At 45.3% G+C, this 16,476-nt stretch carries 8 protein-coding genes; 7 read left to right on the top strand and 1 reads right to left on the bottom strand.

Features of this window, described 5'->3' with window-relative positions; translation table 11 throughout:
* Window positions 1-88: 88 nt before the first annotated feature.
* From ACFQZS_RS16940 to ACFQZS_RS16930, 3 genes are read left to right on the top strand one after another with little or no spacing between them, the layout of a single operon-like run.
* Window positions 89-5,740 carry a HAMP domain-containing protein gene (locus ACFQZS_RS16940; protein ID WP_377102145.1) on the top strand — a complete coding sequence of 1,884 codons (5,652 nt, stop codon included), beginning with the start codon at window positions 89-91 and terminating at the stop codon, window positions 5,738-5,740.
* A 35-nt stretch (window positions 5,741-5,775) separates the two neighbouring features.
* Window positions 5,776-6,993 carry a hybrid sensor histidine kinase/response regulator gene (locus tag ACFQZS_RS16935; RefSeq protein WP_377102143.1) on the top strand — a complete coding sequence of 406 codons (1,218 nt, stop codon included), beginning with the start codon at window positions 5,776-5,778 and terminating at the stop codon, window positions 6,991-6,993.
* Window position 6,994: 1 nt separating this feature from the next.
* A complete protein-coding gene (locus ACFQZS_RS16930; protein ID WP_377102141.1) occupies window positions 6,995-7,363 on the top strand; it encodes a response regulator in 369 nt (122 codons plus the stop codon).
* A 7-nt stretch (window positions 7,364-7,370) separates the two neighbouring features.
* On the opposite strand, the gene ACFQZS_RS16925 is transcribed toward ACFQZS_RS16930, so the two are convergent.
* Window positions 7,371-8,327, bottom strand: coding sequence for a hypothetical protein (locus ACFQZS_RS16925; RefSeq protein WP_377102139.1), 957 nt, complete (start codon window positions 8,325-8,327; stop codon window positions 7,371-7,373).
* A gap of 149 nt (window positions 8,328-8,476) precedes the next feature.
* On the opposite strand from ACFQZS_RS16925, the gene ACFQZS_RS16920 reads away from it, so the two are divergent.
* From ACFQZS_RS16920 to ACFQZS_RS16905, 4 genes are all read left to right on the top strand, one after another.
* Window positions 8,477-9,826, top strand: a complete 1,350-nt coding sequence (locus tag ACFQZS_RS16920) for a serine/threonine protein kinase (protein WP_377102137.1) — start codon at window positions 8,477-8,479, stop codon at window positions 9,824-9,826.
* 63 nt (window positions 9,827-9,889) lie between these two features.
* Complete coding sequence (locus ACFQZS_RS16915; protein ID WP_377102135.1) at window positions 9,890-10,846, top strand: hypothetical protein; 957 nt, start codon at window positions 9,890-9,892, stop codon at window positions 10,844-10,846.
* 92 nt (window positions 10,847-10,938) lie between these two features.
* A complete protein-coding gene (locus ACFQZS_RS16910) occupies window positions 10,939-12,384 on the top strand; it encodes a PP2C family protein-serine/threonine phosphatase (RefSeq protein ID WP_377102133.1) in 1,446 nt (481 codons plus the stop codon).
* Window positions 12,371-16,450: an FtsW/RodA/SpoVE family cell cycle protein gene (locus ACFQZS_RS16905; protein ID WP_377102132.1), complete on the top strand. Its 4,080-nt coding sequence runs from the start codon at window positions 12,371-12,373 to the stop codon at window positions 16,448-16,450. The genes ACFQZS_RS16910 and ACFQZS_RS16905 overlap by 14 nt, the downstream gene beginning before the upstream one ends.
* The last annotated feature ends 26 nt before the right edge of the window (window positions 16,451-16,476 follow it).

Below are 16,476 nucleotides of genomic sequence, written 5' to 3'. Positions count from 1 at the left end.
AAAAATAATTTCATAAAAGATATATTAAGCTTTCGGCAGGTGCCGCAGGTTACTACCTAACGTGTTACTTATTACAACTTATAAAGCTATGGAAGAAGCTCTATTTGAACCTAAACAAAAAAAGGAACGCCAGGTTAACGGGCATACCGATGATCTTGATGTAAAAGAACTTTTGAACGTTCTTTCGCTTGTAAAGAACGGAAAACTGAATGCCCGAATGCCGGTTACCCAGGCCGGCATAAATGGCCGCATATGCGAAGTGCTGAACGATATTATAGAAATGAACGAGCGCCTGGTGGCCGAGATATCATCGGCAGAGATCACCATTGGAAAAAGAGGAAACCTGTCTAAGCGGATAGAAATGCCTGATGCCAAAGGCGAATGGGCCAGTGGCATAAATTCACTGAATAACCTGATAGAGGACCTTACCTCGCCCACGTTAGAAATAGCGGGCATGATCAACTCGGTAGCTAACGGCGACCTTTCCAAACATATACCTCTGGAAATTAAAGGGCACCCGCTTAAAGGCGAGTTCCTTCGTATTGCCAAAGAATCTAACCAGATGCTTTCTAAGCTTCAATTGTTTTCAATGGAAGTGACACGGGTAGCAAGGCAGGTAGGCTCGGAAGGTAAACTGGGCGAGCAGGCAAAAATTAAAGGTGTGGCAGGCGTTTGGGCCGAATTGACAGATTCGGTAAACCAAATGGCGGGTAACCTTACGGCGCAGGTACGTAATGTAGCGGCGGTAACCACAGCGGTGGCCAAAGGCGACCTTTCCCGGAAGATAACGGTAGAGGCCAAGGGCGAAATACTCGAATTAAAAAACACCATCAATACGATGGTGGATCAGTTGAACTCTTTTTCATCCGAAGTAACCCGGGTGGCGCTGGAAGTAGGTACCGAGGGTAAATTGGGTGGCCAGGCAAAAGTGCCGGGCGTAGCCGGAACCTGGAAGGACCTAACAGACTCGGTGAATCGCATGGCGGGCAACTTAACCTCGCAGGTGCGTAACATAGCCGGGGTAACTACCGCGGTGGCTAATGGCGACCTTTCTAAAAAAATTACGGTTGACGTAAAAGGTGAAATGCTGGAGCTGAAAAAGACCATCAACACCATGGTGGATCAGCTTAACTCCTTCGCTTCCGAAGTAACGCGGGTAGCGCTGGAGGTAGGTACAGAAGGTAAGCTAGGGGGCCAGGCGCGGGTAAAAGGTGTGGGCGGTGTATGGAAAGACCTGACCGACTCTGTAAACCAGATGGGTAGTAACCTTACCGACCAGGTGCGTAATATAGCGGGTGTAACAACTGCGGTGGCCAAAGGCGACTTGTCGCGAAAGATCACGGTAGATGCCAAGGGAGAGTTATTGGAACTTAAAAATACCATCAATACAATGGTGGACCAGTTAAACTCCTTCTCATCCGAAGTAACACGTGTGGCGCGTGAGGTGGGTTCGGAAGGTCAGTTGGGCGGGCAAGCCAACGTACCGGGCGTAGGTGGTACCTGGAAGGATCTAACAGACTCGGTAAACCAAATGGCGGGTAACTTAACCGGGCAGGTGCGTAATATAGCGGAAGTAACCACGGCCGTGGCTAAAGGCGACTTATCTAAAAAAATTACGGTTGACGTTCAGGGCGAAATGCTGGAGCTGAAGATCACCATCAATACCATGGTGGATCAGCTTAATTCATTCGGCTCGGAAGTAACGCGTGTGGCACGTGAGGTGGGTTCAGAAGGGCAGTTGGGTGGCCAGGCCAATGTACCGGGTGTAGGCGGTACCTGGAAGGATTTAACCGACTCCGTAAATAAAATGGCGGACAACCTTACATCGCAGGTACGTAACATTGCCGAGGTGACCACGGCGGTGGCAAAAGGCGACCTTTCCCGTAAGATCACGGTAAATGCCAAGGGCGAGCTATTGGAGTTGAAAGACACCATCAATACCATGGTGGATCAACTGCGGGCATTCGCATCAGAAGTAACGCGTGTGGCGCGTGAGGTGGGCTCGGAAGGGCAATTGGGTGGCCAGGCCAATGTGCCGGGTGTGGATGGTACCTGGAAGGATTTAACAGACTCAGTGAATAAAATGGCCGGTAACCTAACCGCCCAATTAAGAAACATAGCCGATGTATCCATCGCGATAGCCAACGGCGACTTATCTAAAAAGATCACGGTTGACGTCCGGGGCGAAATCCTGCAGTTAAAGGAAACCATTAATACCATGGTTGACCAGCTGCGCGGTTTCGCATCAGAAGTAACGCGTGTGGCACGTGAGGTGGGTACAGACGGTAACCTGGGCGGCCAGGCGTTTGTGCCGGGTGTTGCAGGGACATGGAAGGACTTAACCGACTCGGTAAACCAGATGTCGAGTAACTTAACATCGCAGGTGCGTAATATTGCCGAAGTAACCAAGGCGGTAGCTAGCGGTGACCTTTCTAAAACGGTTATTATCGACGTTAAGGGCGAGATCATGGACCTGAAGAACACCATCAATACCATGGTGGATCAGCTCAACTCCTTCGCGTCCGAAGTAACGCGGGTGGCGCGTGAGGTGGGTACCGAAGGCAAACTGGGTGGCCAGGCGCACGTAAAAGGCGTGGGTGGTACCTGGAAGGATTTGACCGACTCTGTAAACCAGATGGCATCTAACTTAACGGGACAGATCCGCGGTATTGCTAAAGTGGCAACCGGCATTGCAAAAGGAAACTTAAAACAGCGTTTGTCTATTAACGCTTTGGGCGAGGTGGCGCAGTTAACAGATACCATTAACGAAATGATTGACACGCTGGCAGTATTTGCCGATGAGGTAACTACTGTGGCGCGTGAGGTGGGTGTGCAAGGGCGATTAGGCGGCCAGGCAAGTGTACCAGGCGCATCAGGAACGTGGAAGGATTTAACGGAAAACGTAAACCAGCTGGCGCAGAACTTAACTGTGCAGGTACGTTCCATATCTGAAGTGGCCTCGGCCGTAACCAAGGGTGACCTTACCCGTACAATCCGGGTAGAAGCAAAAGGCGAGTTAGAGGCCCTAAAGGATACTATTAACCAGATGATCGCCAACTTAAAGGGCACAACGCTGCGTAACCACGAGCAGGATTGGCTAAAATCAAACCTGGCCAAGTTTGCACAAATGCTACAGGGGCAACGCGACAGGAATGCGGTAGCTAACAAAGTATTATCTGAACTGGCCGAATTGGTGAATGCGCGTTATGGCGCTTTCTATATTTTGGAGCAGCCGGAATCTGCAGATGAACCTAAATTAAAACTATTTGCAGGTTACGCGCAAAAAAGCCGCAAGCTGATAGATCAGGAATTTTCGCTCAACGAGGGTTTGGTTGGCCAGTGCGCTACTGATAAGGAACGCATCAGGCTGGCTAATGTACCGAACGAATATTTGCAGATCAGTTCGGGTATTGGCAATGCCGCCCCGATAGATCTGGTGATCTTACCTGTACTGTTTGAAAATAACGTAAAGGCGGTTATTGAACTGGCCAGCTTTGAGAATTTTAGCGATACGCACATTGACTTTTTGGACCAATTGACAGAAAGTATCGGCATCGTGCTAAATAATATTGAAACAAACACCCGTACAGAAGAACTGTTATCGCAATCACAATCATTGGCCGGTGAGCTTTCTGCACAACAGGAAGAATTAAGACGCGCTAACGATGAGCTGCATGATAAGGGACGTTCTTTAGAGGAAAAAGCAGAGCAGCTAACGCTGACCTCTAAATACAAATCAGAGTTTTTGGCTAACATGTCGCACGAGCTGCGTACGCCTTTAAATAGCTTGCTGATCCTGGCCCAACAGCTTTTTGAAAACCCTGAAGGTAACCTGACAGAAAAGCAGCGGATGTTTGCCAAAACTATCCACTCCTGCGGGGATGACTTGATCCAGTTGATCAACGATATTCTGGATCTATCCAAGATCGAATCGGGCGTAATTGCTGCAGATGTTATGCCGGTAAGCTTTAAGGAGATAACAGCATTTGCCGAATCAACATTTAAACCAATATCGGAAGCCAAGAACCTTAAATTCGAGATCGAAGTTCAGGATGGTTTGCCGGAATTGATGGAAACCGACATGCAAAGGCTAAACCAGATCTTAAAAAACCTGCTATCCAACGCGTTCAAGTTTACCGAAAAGGGGCAGGTAAAACTACACATCTTTAAACCGTTACAGGGCCAGGAAAACCCGCTGAGCGATACGGATTCTGTAATTGCCTTTGCTATTGAGGATTCGGGCATTGGTATTTCTAAAAACACGCAGGGTATCATCTTCGAGGCTTTCCAGCAAGCCGAGGGTTCTACCAGCCGTAAATATGGCGGCACGGGCCTGGGCTTATCCATCAGTAAAGGTTTTGCGGAGTTGCTGGGCGGCACCATTACCGTGGGCAGCGAGCTGGGCAAGGGTAGTGTGTTCACCCTGTTTTTACCTTTAAAATACAAGGAAGAGAAATCTGCACCTGTAAAAATTAAAGAAACTTATCCTACACAGCATTTAAGGTCTAATACCCTAATTGATAGCTCGGAATTGGTTATTGATGACGACCGTCACAGTATTGCCGCAGAAGACAAGGTACTGCTGGTGGTGGAGGACGACCTCAGGTTTACCAAGATCTTGATTGACAAGGCCCATGATTTTGATGTGAAAGTTGTGGTAGCTATTAGCTACCTGGAAATATTTGACAGTATCATCAAATATAATCCCATCGCCATTACTTTGGACGTGAACATGCCCGAATCAAATGGCTGGAAAATACTCAAACTGTTAAAAACCGATATCAACCTGCGTCATATCCCTGTACATGTTATCTCCGGAGAAGACAATAAGATCATAGCCCTTAAGCTGGGAGCGCGATCATTCAGCATGAAGCCATTGTCAAATACTTCGTTAGATGAGCTGATCAGCGGAATAGTGAGGTTCCACGAGCACGCTAAAAAAAGGGTTTTGGTGATAGAGGACAATGAGAACGAACTCCAACGTTTGTCGGAATTGTTAGCCAATGATAAGGTAGAGGTGTTTGGCGCGGTTACAGCTAAAAAAGCGTTATCGGTATTAAAAAAAGAAGTGTTTGACAGCATTATTGTAGATTTTGTACTGCCTGATGCCAATGGTCTTGATCTGATTAACCGGATCAACCTGTTAAAACAACCGCAAACTACCATGATACTGCATTCGGCGCGTGACTTTACCCATGGCGAATTGATCCATTTGAAACGGTTGAACCACAAGATCATTACCAAAACCCCCGATTCGCATGTGCGCTTATTGGAGGAAATATTGGTGCTGCTGCATATCGATAAAAAATATATCAGCGAAAGCAAACTTAAAATGATTGATACGATTAGAGATAGCAAAGATATACTGGATGGCCGTAAAGTGCTGGTGGTTGATGATGACGTACGTAATTTATTTGCGCTTACGGCAGTTTTTGAAAGATCAAACATTGAAGTTATTACTGCCGAAAGTGGCCGCGAGGCGCTGGATATCATCAATGAAGATAAGCAGGTAGATATTGTACTGATGGATATTATGATGCCCGAAATGGACGGATACGAGACGATACAGATGATACGAAAAGAACCCCGCAACAAAAATCTGCCTATTATAGCAGTAACTGCTAAAGCCATGATTGGCGACAGGCAAAAATGTATAGCCTCGGGCGCGTCTGATTATATTACCAAACCGGTTAAAACCGATCAGCTTTTATCCCTGATGCGGGTGTGGTTGATCAAATAATTTTAGCCGATGCTGATAAAATAAAATTTTAGCCGATGCCGATAAAGATATTACTGGTTGATGATAACGAAAATAACCTCCTTTCCATGGAAGTGGCACTGGAAAAAGGCGACTATCTCTTTTTCCGCGCCAATTCGGGTCGCGAGGCCTTAAGGATATTGCTGCATGAGGAAGATTTTTCTCTGATCCTGCTGGATGTTAAAATGCCCATAATGGACGGCTACGAAACGGCCGAACTGATTTACCAGCGCGACAAGCTGAAGCAGATACCCATTATTTTTATAACCGCGCACGATTATGAAGAGGCCGCCATGTTTAAAGGCTACCAGGCCGGAGCGGTAGATTTTATCAGGAAACCATTTAATGCGGATGTGTTACGGTCAAAAGTGGCTGTCTTTGCAGAGCTTTATCGCAAGAATCAACTTTTAACAAAACAGGAAGAAAAGCTACAGGCTATTAATGCTGATCTGTTGCGTTTAAACAGAGAGTTGGAACAGCGGGTGCTCGATCGTACACTCGCGCTGGAAAACCTCAACCAGGAACTCCAGGCGCTTAATATATCTAAAGATAAATTTCTTTCGGTTATGTCTCATGATCTGCGCAACCCGCTCACGGCCTTGCTGGCCTCGTCGGGTAAGTTAAATGAAGATCCGGAAAATCTAAACCCTGGCCAGATCAAACAACTTTCGCAGATCATTCACCGTACATCAAACAAACTACTCAACCAATTGAACGAGGTGATAGAATGGGCCAAAAAGCAAAGTCAAAAAAACAGTTTTAACCCACAAAAAGTAAGGCTTGCCCATGGTGCTGAAGAATCACTGGAGCTTTTGAAACCTAACGCGCAACAGAAAAAGATAAGCTTAGAAAACCATATACCAAAAGATATGGAGGTAATGGCCGATCCGCTAATGCTGCGTTCTATAGTTCAAAACCTGGTTACCAACGCTATAAAGTACACACCCGAAGGCGGTTTGGTGCGGCTTAGCGCAAAAATGGACGCGAAAATGGCCTGCATTTCTGTAACAGATTCGGGAGTGGGTATGGCCGCCGATACCATGGCCCGGTTATTCAATAATACAGAGCAAAAGTCATTGTTAGGAACCAATAACGAACAAGGCAGCGGCTTGGGCCTTTTGCTGGTAAGCGACTTTGTTACCCAGCACGGCGGCAGGATAGACGTGGAAAGCACGCCCGGCACCGGCACCACCATTTGCTTTACCATTCCGGGGATATTAATAGAAAGGGAGTAACATGAAACGTGATAAGATACTGGTTGTGGACGATGATAATGATATCCTGGAAATAGTAACCCTGTTACTCGCCGGACGAGGTTATGAGGTTAAAGCATTAAATCACGGTGAAACTATTTTTGAAGACATCCGTGATTTTCAACCCCATCTGGTTTTAATGGATGTTATGCTGGGTGAAATGGATGGCCGCGAGATCTGCAAGGGCCTTAAATCAGACCCTTTGACGCGTGAGTTACCGGTTATCCTGATCTCGGGCACGCATGATCTGGTGGAATCCTTACATCTGCCGGGGGCACCGGACGATTTTATTGCCAAGCCATTTGATCTGGATCAACTGTATGGCAAAATAGACCGGCATTTAGCGGCATAAAGAGAATCTACGCTGCTGCGGTTGCGTTATAAATAAACCACGCGTTTAATATTACATAGCTTGCTAATAAGATCTGAGCTATAATAAAATCAAATTTTTGCGCTTTCGCAGCCTTGTTCTTTTTAATCAACCTTAAAGAGTAGGCCGTTGCTATTATAACCGTTAATATAAACAGCAGCGTAAGGCCATGCAGCGTATCAACAAGTGTAAATGTAGTTGAGTCTGGTAATGATGAATCAACGATATATTTATTACCAATAACTGCAAACAGCGCCCCAACGCTTAAGCCAAACCTGGAGTCTATACTATCTGTATGGATATAAAAACACATGTAGGCAATTAAAAATGCGGTATACATACCCAAAAACATTTTCCAGAACAGGCCTGTAGCATCGCGGTTAATACGCAGCAGCACTTTAAAGTTACTGTATTCGGTATGCGGTTTATCCAATGATTCATCGCCAAACCCAGTTTCGTACACTTTGGTACCTGTTGTTACACTAATACTGTCAATGTTCCATCCGCGCAACGTAAAACGCGGATCAAAATGGTTGCCCAGGGTATCCGCCGAAAAAACCAGCGCATGTGAGTCAAATTGTGAGTTTTCTATAGAGAAGCGCAGTTTCTGACTATCAAAAGGGAAATTCTCGATCGCCCAGGAATCCTTCATAACACATTGCAGTTTCATTAAAAGGTATATGCGCCCGCCGGTACTATCAATAGTTGAATACGATTTGGTAAATGATTTTGCCTGCGGAATCTCTAAATTCTGCACAAAGTCGTATTTTTTGTTTTTGTACTTGAGCCAAAGCCATAGGTTTACCGAGTATTCTTTTTCCTTAAAATCGATATCGTGAATACTGGTGATGTAGGCACCGGCTATAACGGTATCGGGCTTTGAATCTTGCGCCCGCACCATATTAACCGACAATAAAAATATAACAGCGTATATAAGTTTTTTCAAAGGCATGTCTGCAACGGTTACCAAATTTACTTAATTAACTAATAGCATTTTAAAATATCAACACAACAACATATTAAACAAGATTATGATTTAATGAAATTTTATTTCCTTACAACAAAACACCCCTATTAACTGTAATTTTACTAAGTATGAGTAAAGTATTTACAATAGCAGAAGGACTTGAAAATTTAGGTGCTTTGCGCACAGGCGGACAAGGCTCTGTATATAAAGGAAAACGCAATGGCATTATCTATACCGCGGTAAAACTTATACCCACCCCCATCCATACCGAAGACCCGAAGGATAAGAACTACCGCAATTTTCAAAATGAGGTAGCTAAACTGCAAAAGGTAAATGAAAACCCTAATCCCAATGTGGTTAAAATGTTGAGTTGGGGCGTTACCGAAAGCGGCTCGTTCCCTTACATAGAAATGGAATACATTGAAGGGCCCGATCTTAGCGAACTGCTTACCCCTCCTAATGAGAAAATATTTACCATAAAAGAAATTTTAAAGCTGGCCGACCAGCTGGGCTGCGCGCTTGCTCATTGCCATAAAGTGGGCGTTAAGCACGGCGATATAAAAAGCGATAACATAAAATACAATTCGAACACGGGCAATTATATACTGCTTGACTTTGGGCTGGCCATAATGAGCGAGGAGCAGCGCCGCACCAGCATACGCCACGCCGGTGCCGTGGAGTTTATGGCACCTGAACAGAATGAAGGAAAAATGCTTTTGCAAACCGACGTTTACAGTTTCGGGGTGATATTATACGAGTTAATTGGTGGCAGGGTACCCTTCCCTTTAAATAATGGTAGCGATACCGGACGTAACACGGTAATGGTTGGGCATTTGGAAGAAGACGTTCCGGATGTGATGACCCTCAGAAAAGACAATCTGCCTAAAAGCTGGAGCAAAGAAAAAAAAGACGAAGAAATGCAGGTGCCTGCCTGGCTGCTTGATCTGCTAAATAAATGCCTGCAAAAGCTTCCCGAAAATCGTTATGATAGTGGTGTAGAACTGCACCAGGCGATTGAAAGAGGGACAGTATCTGTAGGGGTGAATGTTTTAGCCAGCATGCAGCCCGAAATAATTGCTTTGCAGGAAGAAAACAAAAGGTTGCAGCGGGCTTTGGCGGAACAACCGCAAACGGTAATATCATCTGACAGGCCCGGCGCGCCTGTATCTAAAGCATTTTTTAATGGGGTGTTTGCGCTGATGATCGTATTTATGCTGCTGTCGGGCTACCTGCTTTTCATCAGGGATGCGTCAGCGAATGTGGATGCAGCTAAAGCAGATAGTATAGCCAATGCAGACAGTTTGGCAAATGCACAAGATCGCGAGTTAACAGAGCAGGCATTTCGCCGTAACCAAGACTCTATCAGGGACGCGCAGGAAGAGCGGCGTCGTCTTAAAGAGGAGGAGGAGTCGGCAAATACTGATACCGGCGAAGATCTGACGCCCGATACAAGTTTAGCGCCACAGGTGAGTCAATAACAACACAGTCAACCTAAAACATCTGCAACGGTAAAACGTTCAGTACACATACTTTAATATTTAATGGAAACTAAAGGAAATTTTTGGCAACGCTTAGGTATACAGGATTGGTTTTTAACCGACGAAACATCGGGCATAAACGGGAAAACCCCTGCCCTTACACCTGACGCTGTTTATAAATATATTATTCAAAAATTTACCGACTCGGTAAAGGAATTATCCTTTGGTAACCGTGTTGTGTTTTACCACGAGTTTATCATCAGCTTTAACGCCGAAGATTACCGGGATTTTGTTGAAAACAAGCAAGGCATTTTTGGTTTGATAGCTAAGGAAACTGTAAAAAAATTCTACGAGATATTAAAGGAGCACAGGGCGGCAGGTAAAACTGTTGAGCCATCCGGCTCTAAATGGGTTTTCAGGCTGGTATCTCACCCTGACTATATGCGGGGCGATAAAGGCTTTATAGGTAAATTACTACCTGACAATAATAACACTCAAAAAACAGAAAACCTGCGGGTAACCTTTATTCCGCGGCAAACGGGTATCGCGCAAACCTTTGATGTTAACAATGATATTTTAAAAGGCTTTACCTATTACAGCGACGGCTACATGGAGATTCCTTACGAGGAAGAGTTAGAGTATACTGATGATAAAGCCGTAAATAGTAATAATAACATCATTGCACGCCTTGAAACTATCATACCCGATAAGCAGTTTGCCGGTAAAAAGGTAGAATATTTGATGCGGGAAAACGACATCATTATATCTGGTAGCGATGAAACGCGCGAAGAAGCTAACCTTTTTGTAATTCCATCAGACTGGGTTAACGCGCCGCATCTGCAAATTAAATACAACAAGGCTGATGGCAAATTTTACCTTGCCTCATTTGGCGAGGTTACTACCATGAACGAAGTTACTGTTAACCGCAGCGATGTGAATGCACCGGTTTGGGTAGAACTACCGGTTAATTCGCGGCTGTTGTTAAACGGAATAGTTGGTGTTAATCTTTTTAAATCATAACATGTCGCACATTTTATCAATAGCTTTATTAGTGCTTGTTGTTGGTTTATTGGTAACGCATTTTATCGACATAAAAAAATCGGGCAAACAAAATGGCTGAAAACTTTTTCGGACTGACAGATACCGGCAAAATTCGCGACAATAACGAGGATACCTTTATTGCGCAATTTATTTTAAACAAGCGGTATATACTGGCCTGCGTAATTGATGGCGTGGGAGGCTATCACGGTGGCGAAGTTGCCGCAGAAATTGCGCGCGATGAAATATTGACCGTGCTGGGCAAAAGTAATGGTGAGCTGATACCCGAAATGATAACGGCATTGAAGCAAGCCAGTGCTAAAATTTACAAAGAACGGCAGAATAATAAAGAGCACGACCAGATGGCCTGTGTGGCTACGTTGGTGGTTGCAGACATACAAAACAATCAGTTTACCTACGCGCATGTAGGCGATACCAGGCTATACCTATTGCGCGATGGCTCGTTGATAAAAATATCAAAAGATCATTCATTCGTAGGGTATCTGGAAGACTCGGGCAGGCTTACCGAAACTGATGCCATGAACCACCCTAAACGTAACGAGATAAACAAGGCACTGGGTTTTAGTGAAGAAATAGATACGGATGATACTTACATTGAAACGGGAGCCTCGCCGTTTTTACCCGGTGATATGCTGCTGTTATGCAGCGACGGTTTATCTGACATGGTAAACAAAAAAGATATCACCAACTTAATAACCGGCGACGATACACTGCAACAAAAAGTAGCCGCGTTGATTGAAACTGCCAACAACAACGGGGGTAATGATAATATTACCGTTGTATTGGTAAAAAACAACAAAGCCCCGCAAATGGCCGAGGCCACTCTGCCCGCATTCACCGAAAAAAAAAGTCCTAGCCCTAAAACTACTGAACCAGTTGAGCCTGTAATGCAAAATAACCCTCACATACACAATACATCTGCAGCGCCTGTTAAAAAAGGAGGCAGCTTAACATTGATATTAGGCATAGTTTGCCTTGCGTTGCTGGCTTCAACAGTGTGGCTTTTTATGCAATGGCAAAAATATAAGCCGGTTGAAAATGTAATTACCGCAAAACCCCAACGCAACGAGCAGGAAATTTTATTGCAGGATGCTTTTAACAATGCCAAAGGCGATACCGTAATACTGTCTGACAGTATATTTAAAACCCCTGTAGTAATAACAGATACCTTATTTATTACTGCCGATAGTCTGTTTGTTAAGGCAAAAGGAAATATAATTTTACAGCGCGATACTGCCTATCACGGCCCGGCATTAGTAATATCGCCATCGGCAAAAATAACGCTGTTGGACAGCCTGCAGTTTAATGATTTTCCTACGGCCATCTATCTTAATAACTCCGTGCTGGTCTTAAAAAACACACATTTTAACGGCAGCGTAAATCCTGTAATAAACAAGTACACGTTTGGTAAAAAAACCAATGTTACCGCCAGAGTGCCTGTTTTAATGTCTGCTGATACCGTTACTACCCGCACCAAGCCCGCAAATGGAAAAAGATAATTCTGTTCCCACTGTAGCCAGAAACACTGAGCGTGTATTTTTATTAGTTGTAGCCGTACTGCTTTCGCTATTTTTTTTCAGGCTATATACCGTATTGCAGCTCCGGTTTGCAGACGTGGATACGCGGCTAAAGAACGGCACCATGATCAACCTGAACGCGAAGAACCCGGCTAAGGCTGTTCGTGATCTGCTTGAAAAGGGCTATTACTTTGATGATAAGCGTGACGTTGACCTGATAGAAGCTACCGTAGCAGGCGCTCTTAAACCAGGCGAGCAAATTGACAACGTTGGCGAATTGAACAAACGGCGTTTTGATATTTCTGCCGATGAGGCTTACGCAAAAGGCGGTGAATCTTTTAAGTCGCGCGTTGAAGCTTCGCGTTCGTTATTAGGTTATACCGGAGACGATTCTCTGCGTTTCTACCAGGAGCTGAAAAACCCGCCACAGTTACCTGAAACTACAGATCTGAATATGGGCAGCCATAGCATCAGCGGCACCATTTTAAATAAAGACGCAGCGGTACCGGGTGTGCTGGTAAAGCTTCAATTGGTGCTGCCGCAGGATAGCATTTATAATGATGAGCCAACCGAAGACATTAAACTCATCACCTCAACTGCTAAGGGTATTACCACCGTTTACATGCCAGACAGTGCGGGCAAAAAGCATTTACAGGAACTGAGTGCTTACGCCAGAACTGACGAAGCAGGGCATTTTGAATTTACCAACCTGCCTGCCAATAAAGCTTTTAAGGTTTTGCCTTTGCAGCCGGGTTATCAGTTCGGCGCATCACAAGGCGTACAAAATTTAGACGACGACGCCTCGTTCAATTTTCAACAAAAGCCGCACACTATCCGTCTGTTCTCTACCCGCGACTTTAATATTCTAAAAAAGGAAAGATCCCTCATTATACGCACGCCGGACGAGTTTAACCAATGGTTTTTCATTATCGCGGGCAGCTTTATCGGCGCGTTTGTGGTAATGCACATTATCTTGTCATGGAAGTTCAGTACTGCCGACCAATTTATCCTGCCTGTTATTATGCTGCTTACCGGGCTTTCCTTTTTAACGCTGTTAAGCTTGCAGGACCCCCTGCGTGACAGATTTTTAGCGAAAGGCAGCTTGGTTTACCTGGCTATAGGTTTTGCTGCTATGCTGCTTATGCTGTTCATCAGATTGCGCACGTTCAATGCCGACTCGCGGTTATACAGAATGCTGGTATTTAAAAATGTACCATCTGCTGCCAACGGCTGGCCCTGGGTAATTACGGCTATTGGCCTTTTAGCCTTAACTATAAAATTTGGCACCGGGCCCGAGGGTAGCGGAGTAAAGGTTAACCTGTTTGGCTTTCAGCCCAGCGAGATAGTAAAATACCTTATTATACTTTTCCTGGCAGGGTTTTTCGCTGCCAACGAAAAACTCATCAGCGAATACACCAGTTGGAAAAAGCGCTGGTCATTCTTTTCATTCGCGTTGGTATCCACCCTGGTAACGCTACTGTTATTTCTGCTGTTGGGCGATTTAGGTCCGGCAATGGTGGTGTGCTTTACATTTATAACCTTATTCTCTTTTTCGCGCGGCGACTTTATGTTTATGGTTATTGCTGTGGTGCTGTATGTAATAGCATCGTGGGTGCTTAAAAATGTATGGCTATCTGCCGCAGCTACTTTAGCCGCGGTTGCCTTGTTAATGGTGTTTCAACGCAGGCAGCTAAGCGAATCGGCAATAATGGTATTGGTTATAATGGCTGCTTTTGTAACTATAGACCAGGTGCCCTATCTGGACAAACTTTTTCCCGGTCCGGTGCAACGCCTGGTTGACCGTAAAGCCATTTGGCAGGATGCCTGGAACAACGAGGTTTACGGCGGCGACCAGGTAGCTAATGGCTTGTGGGCCATGTCTGGCGGGGGTATAACCGGGCAGGGCGTAGGCGAAGGCTATGCCAAAACCATCCCCGAAGCGCATACGGACATGATACTGCCATCAATGGGCGAAGAGTTTGGGTGGATGGGTATTGTAACCATATTTGTCTTGTTTTTATTGTACCTGCACCGCGCCATCATTATCGGCCGGCGAACGGGCACCCCTTTCCTCTTTTACCTCTGTGCCGGTATCGGCATATCCACATTTGTGCAGTTTTTGCTTATTGCGGGCGGATCAACTGGGGCACTACCGCTGTCGGGGGTCTCGCTGCCATTTCAAAGTTATGGCGGCTCTTCATTAGTAGCCAATTTACTGGCATCGGGGTTTTTAATGTCTGCATCGTGCGTAAAGGGTACACCTGTGCAAATGAGCTACATCTCTAAACAACACGATAAAAACCTGGTACCGGCCTTAATTGCCGCGTGTTTGGGCATAATTCTGTTAACCGTAAACGTATCCCGGTATTTGTTCAATAATAAAACCTGGGTTGTACAGCCCTCGCTCGTAGCCGACCGCAGCGGCGCACGCATGTTTAGCTATAACCCGCGTATTGCCATTTTAATGAATAAGCTTAAAGCGGGGTCGTTGTTTGACCGTAATGGCGTACTGCTGGCAACCAGTGATGCCGCCACAGTTAAAAAGCAACATTTTAAATTGTACGGAGCAGGAATTGAAAATTACAATCTCGATTCTGCCATGCATAAACGGGTTGACAGGTACTATCCTTTTGATGACCAGATGTTTTTTTGGACGGGTGATGCCAATACGGGAGTATTTAATGGCAGCGTAAACGGATATTTTGCCGAATACGAGCACGCCGCCGAGCTTCGCGGATTTAACATGCCTACAACCCGGTTTACCGTTTTAGCCAGGCGATACGCCGAAAACAGGTACCTGGCGCGCGGCGTAAAAGAAATGACCGTGGTAAAAAAGGACTATAAGGCCCTTGCGCCACTGCTGCTGGCTGGCATAAACAGCCAGGAGGTTGAAGCATTTAAACGCCGCAACCGGGATGTTAAATTGACGATGGACGCAGGACTGCAAACAAGTATACAGCGCTCCATTGCTACTGATACATCGTTAAATGACAACCGGGTTTCTGTAGTAATTATGCAGGCCAATACAGGCGATGTGCTTACATCAGCTGTTTACCCGCTGCCGCCCGTACACAATTGGGAAAAACTTACCATGAGCTATGCAGAGCAAAACCAGCTTTCGCAATGGATGACAACTTCTGATCTTGGTTTTACTCACTTTACTCAGCCCGGTTCCACTGCTAAAGTGTTAACGTCTATGGCAGCGTTTAATAAATTGGGGGTTGAAGCCGCTAACAAACACTACACTGTAAGTTCCTGGGAGCGGATCCGCACCAAAGGTTTGGAGCCCGACGAAACAGGTGTGATAGACCTGCGGCGCGGTTTGGTAAAATCAAACAACGTATACTTCATCAAACTGGCTAACCAGGAACATCTGGAAGAGCAAATGGGCGATCTGTATTTAAAAAGCGGTATGTTTTTACATGGAGTTGGCGGTTACTATTATAACAAGCCCGATGAAAACCCCGCGCAGGAAGAAAAATGGAAGGAACTTTGGCGCAAAACAGAATTTAATACCAAGCCACGTTATAACCCTAATAATATTAGGCGTACCCGCGCCAAGGGTATATCGGGCATGGCATGGGGGCAGGGAGAGTTAATAGCTTCGCCTGCGGCGGTGGCCAGGTTGGTATCAAGCGTAGCCAATAATGGCGTGTTGGTAGGTAATCGGTATGTGTTAAAGGTTAGCGATTCATTAGCTCAAGTAAACCCGGGAATAAAACTGGCTAATGATCCTAAATATGCAAAACTATTGCGCGAATACATGATAGAACAAAGCGCCCCCAAAGCCTACACGCTGGGCGTTTCTGTAGCGGGCAAAACCGGTACGCCTGAGCGGATCTGGAAAAAAGAGCAGATAAATGATGGATGGTACGTATTTTTTGCGCCTATGGCAAAATATAATGGCAACATTGTGGTTTGTATACGGATAGAATCTACTAAAGGCTCTTCGGACGCGGTGCATTTGGCGGGCAGGCACGTTATACCCTATTTGAAAGAAAAAGGGTACATTAAAGACATTACATCGCAAACAAAAGAATTGCAGTAAGGTTAAATAAATAATTCAGATGAAGA

Origin of the sequence: Mucilaginibacter calamicampi (genome assembly GCF_042676765.1) — a bacterium.
Classification (GTDB): Bacteria; Bacteroidota; Bacteroidia; order Sphingobacteriales; family Sphingobacteriaceae; genus Mucilaginibacter; species Mucilaginibacter calamicampi.
This window is presented reverse-complemented; position numbering and strand designations above follow the sequence as displayed.